Here is a 4,096-nt window from a genome sequence, read left to right on the forward strand (position 1 = left end):
ACATATGCCTTGGAAAGCCTTTATGCAATCCTCGGCGTTAACTAACTCTGACAACCAGTTGGCGAACGAGTTGTTTATGCAAAGTGAAAATGCCTCCTGTAGCCTAAATATAGCCCCAAAGTGGGGCGATTCGCTCTTTGAACTATTTTGTTGCCATCTTGGAGAAATCAAAACACTTTTTGCCTAAGTCCTTAATGGATGCACCTACGTGATATACACAGTTCGCTGCTCTCCTTTTTTTTTCTATTTTATCTGTCATATTTATATTCATTTTTCCAAAATCACAAATTGTAACTTTGAACATTACCATATTTAACAGCATTCAAAGGTAGTGCTTTTAGCCTTTAAGCCACTATTGCACAAACCCTTTTTTGAAAAGAACGTAAAATTAATAGTTTTATTGCTATGATTGCATTTTTAGTAATCACTTCACTCGTTGTACCGTACTTACTCCTTTACCACTCAACTTCGCCACATACCTAATGGCTATGTCGTTAATCCTACCCATACCCCCTGTTTTAGGGTGCATGGGTAGTTTTTTGATAAAATCAATGTGCATAGGATTGCTTGTCAAACAACTCTTATCGTTTGCAAAACTACTAATAAAATTTGGATTATTCTATAAATCCATTATAATTTTTGTTTTTTTTGCTATCCCCTAAATATATCGATTTTTTGGGGCTCTTTTTCAGTTTCTTCTATCTATTTCATGTGCCTTTCTGAATAGGGAGTGAATTGTAATGCAAAGCTTTTATGTGCTGCATTAAGATATGAGTCGTAGGCATGGTCAGAATGGTTATATTTATAAGGTGCAATTTTCCCTTTTCTTAAGCGGACAATACGCCCTTGTTCGTCTATTCGATAGAAGAAAGTATGATAGTAGTTGTCCAAACATGGATTTTGGTCTTTGTCAAGCCATGAATTTTCTTCAAAAACCTCTAATTTTAGAAGTTTACTTTGCTCGTAATATACCCATTTGCTTCTTTGAATATCCTCCATAGGAATATGCCGTTTGCTGTTGAAACTGAACTTTACAAATGTAGGTTTAATTTCGTTCATACCTAAATACAACACATCTGCAATTTTTCCTTCATGTCCATAAGTAACAAGAAATGTTTCATTTGTTTTCCATTCAAAACCAATGCTCTTTATGTTAAAGGCACAGACAAGAACTTGGGCGTATGGTTGACTAACACCTACGAGCCTAACCTCTCGATTTTGTGCTTCCTTATGATGATAGAAAATGTCTCCGAGAAGTTCTTTTGCTAGAGTGTCTTTTAGTAGGACACCACTGTCTGGCGAAGCTTGTTGTAAAGTGTAGGAATAAGAATTTATGCTATATATTTTTTCTACAAGATTCGAAAAACTTACATACCTTGGTTGACACAGACAAGAGGATAGCCCCATTGTTATGACCAAGACTATAACGATATTCAATAAGGAATGTCTCATAATAACTTTTTACTTTGATATTTAGAACTTAGATTATTTATCTGTAAGAATATTAATCATTTCCATATCTTTAATTTGCTTTGCAAAATCTAAAGGAGAGCGTATAGCATTATTTTTACTTAGTGCATCCGCTCCGCATCTTATAAGCAATTTCACTAAATCAACAGCAATTGTATTTTCACAAGATACAATAGATTCTTGTTGAAGATTTCTGCCATATGCATTGCTATAATTTATATTTCTTTCAAGTATATTTTTTTGTTTATAGATTCTCATTTCAAGAACATTTTATTTATGATAAATCTGAATGCCTTTAACATCTGCGATACCCTCAAACATAATGGTTTCGTCATCGACTTTATTGATTTTATTTACGTATTGTTTTCCATTTATGTCCTTGAGATATAAGGAATCATTTTGCAAACAATAGGTATATCTGTATAGGGTATCAGCTTGTGAGTATAATTCCATCGTACTATCATTGAAAAATTCAATCTCAGGATAATTGATCTGTCTTTCTCCACCATTCAAAGTCCAATGACCAACCAAATCCTCATTAGTGCAAAATTCGGTATTGTCTATTTTCGGAGCACTGATTGTACTAATTGAAAATAACAACCTAAGAATTAATATTGGTACTATCGGACATAGATAATAAAGCCAAGTTGCTCTTAAGTTCTTTGAAAGTTGAAACATAAATCTCAACAAAGGGAACAAGTAGATAGGATACAAGCAGATGGTTATAAGCATACCATAACGACATATTTTGTCTACATCAGAGCGAACAGGGGCATCAAAGAAGAATATAGAAACATAGCATCCCCAGGGCCATAATATCAGCGAAAATGCCATAAGTATAAAGAACACCTTCTGTAAAATAGTGGGTGTTCCTCCTAATATGCGAGCTATCAGCCCATCATTAGGTTCTTGTTTTATTTCTTCTTTGTTCATGCAAAAACAGTTCCGTTACTTTTAGTTATCTTTCAACCCCTTTTCCAATTCCTCAATAGTCGGCATAGATGATTTGAAGTCTTTCGGGAAGAGTTTGGAGAGCTGATATTCCGATATACCCATTGGTTCCTTGTATGACTCCAAGGCATATTTAGCCACTACGTTGTCCTTATCCTTACAGATAAGCAAGCCAATGGTAGGATTGTCTATGTCGGTCTTGAACTGATGGTTGATGGCCGACACATAGAAACTTAGTTGTCCCAAGAATGATGGATGGAATGACTGGGCTTTTAGCTCTATGACTACATAGGCATGGAGGTGGGCATTGTAAAACAGCAAGTCTGGGAAGAACTCCTGCTGACCTACCTCCAAGCGGAATTGTCTGCCCATATACGAAAAGCCTTTTCCGAGTTCCAAGAGGAAACGTGTTACATTGTTCACCAATTCATCTTCGATATCACGCTCGTCATATTTCTCCCTTAAGTTAAGGAAGTCCAACTGATAAGGGTCTTTGGTTATCTGTTGCGCCAAGTCGCTTTGTACAGCAGGAAGCGTAGCCTGGAAGTTGGTGATAGCCTTGCCGTCACGCTCATAAAGGTCTGTGTCAAGCCAATTAAGCAACGCATCACGTCCCCAATTATTTTCCCATGTTTTTCTTACAAAGAACAGGGCTTTGTCCATATCATCCTTGCATTTGTCGATGATACGGCGATGATGGTCCCAAGGAATAGAGAACAACAAATTGAAATCATCAACAGGCTGTTGACGTTTTTCAAATTGTTCCGCAACTTGCGGAACATTTGAGTCAGACAACGAATCAGAGAAAAGTTCCGCAGTCTGCGGAATATTTCTATATAGAGGAGCATAGAGTTTGAAAAACTTACTCATATAGCGCAAGTTTATAGGCGAGAACCCTTTTACGCCAGGCATCTCGTTCTTCAAGTCTTGACTGAGATTCTTATAAAAACCAGAGCCGTAAGTGTTGGTATATTGCTTGGCTTCAATGTCTCGTCCCAACTTCCAATAGAAATCCAACAAATAACCGTTGGTGGCACACGATGCTTTAAGGCGATGGCTGTAGAATCGTTCCTTGAGTTCCACAAGCCAGTCCTTGTAGTCGCAATCATCATGAAGGACTACTGCTAAGTCTATATTTTTCTTTGCCATAATTCTAAAACCATTTAACGCTACAAATATAATGTTTTATCGTGATAATCGGTTAAAAATAAATGATTTTTTGAGATTAGTGGCATCTATTTAGACAAATTAAAATTTGTTTGAAGATCTTACTCCTTTACCACTCAACTTCGCCACATACCTAATGGCTATGTCGTTAATCCTACCCATCCCCCCTGTTTTAGGGTGCATGGGTAGTTTTTTAAAAAAAGGAGAAGAGTATGGCTGATACTGCAAGAGAAACGGTTTGGCTATGTTAAACTTGGGTTAACTTTACAGTTTTTTTAGAAGCTTGGCTTTTTTTTGAAAAAATAACGCCTAAAAAAGCAAAATATAGCAGAATGATGCTTTTATTTTGAGTTTCAAGTGGTTGTGGCAGTCGTTGGCTTTAAGTGGCATAGACGAGGAAAAGCGAAAAACGCAGATTGGAGAAATAGAAACGCTTTCAAATCATTACCTCGCAGAAACGCCCTAATAAGCATTTTTAACGGTGGCGGTTCAATTTCTCCATTCTGCG

5 protein-coding genes are annotated in these 4,096 nt (G+C 36.7%); 1 reads left to right on the plus strand and 4 read right to left on the minus strand.

Translation table 11 applies throughout. The features are described from left to right. On the plus strand, positions 1 to 187 hold a 187-nt coding region (locus F7D47_RS14880), incomplete at its 5' end, for a hypothetical protein (RefSeq protein WP_228113610.1). 515 nt (positions 188 to 702) lie between these two features. On the opposite strand, the gene F7D47_RS05220 is transcribed toward F7D47_RS14880, so the two are convergent. From F7D47_RS05220 to F7D47_RS05235, 4 genes are read right to left on the minus strand one after another with little or no spacing between them, the layout of a single operon-like run. Then, the gene (locus tag F7D47_RS05220; RefSeq protein WP_153086767.1) at positions 703 to 1,452 is read right to left on the minus strand and encodes a hypothetical protein; all 750 of its coding nucleotides are present in this window, start codon (positions 1,450 to 1,452) and stop codon (positions 703 to 705) included. Positions 1,453 to 1,485: 33 nt separating this feature from the next. Continuing rightward, positions 1,486 to 1,728: a hypothetical protein gene (locus tag F7D47_RS05225; RefSeq protein ID WP_153086766.1), complete on the minus strand. Its 243-nt coding sequence runs from the start codon at positions 1,726 to 1,728 to the stop codon at positions 1,486 to 1,488. A gap of 12 nt (positions 1,729 to 1,740) precedes the next feature. Beyond that, on the minus strand, positions 1,741 to 2,403 hold the full coding sequence (locus F7D47_RS05230; RefSeq protein ID WP_153086765.1) for a hypothetical protein: 663 nt from the start codon (positions 2,401 to 2,403) through the stop codon (positions 1,741 to 1,743). A 21-nt stretch (positions 2,404 to 2,424) separates the two neighbouring features. Beyond that, positions 2,425 to 3,570 (minus strand): PDDEXK nuclease domain-containing protein, encoded by a 1,146-nt coding sequence (locus tag F7D47_RS05235; protein ID WP_153086764.1) that lies wholly within the window; start codon positions 3,568 to 3,570, stop codon positions 2,425 to 2,427. Between the last annotated feature and the right edge of the window lie 526 nt (positions 3,571 to 4,096).

The sequence above is a fragment of the Segatella copri genome (genome assembly GCF_009494835.1).
Lineage (GTDB): Bacteria > Bacteroidota > Bacteroidia > Bacteroidales > Bacteroidaceae > Prevotella > Prevotella copri_F.

Bases quoted from the DNA above. Each gene is read 5' to 3' on its own strand.
- F7D47_RS05235 (WP_153086764.1), bottom strand. From the start codon at position 3,570: ATGGCAAAGAAAAATATAGACTTAGCAGTAGTCCTTCATGATGATTGC.
- F7D47_RS05230 (WP_153086765.1), bottom strand. From the start codon at position 2,403: ATGAACAAAGAAGAAATAAAACAAGAACCTAATGATGGGCTGATAGCT.
- F7D47_RS05220 (WP_153086767.1), bottom strand. From the start codon at position 1,452: ATGAGACATTCCTTATTGAATATCGTTATAGTCTTGGTCATAACAATG.
- F7D47_RS05225 (WP_153086766.1), bottom strand. From the start codon at position 1,728: ATGAGAATCTATAAACAAAAAAATATACTTGAAAGAAATATAAATTAT.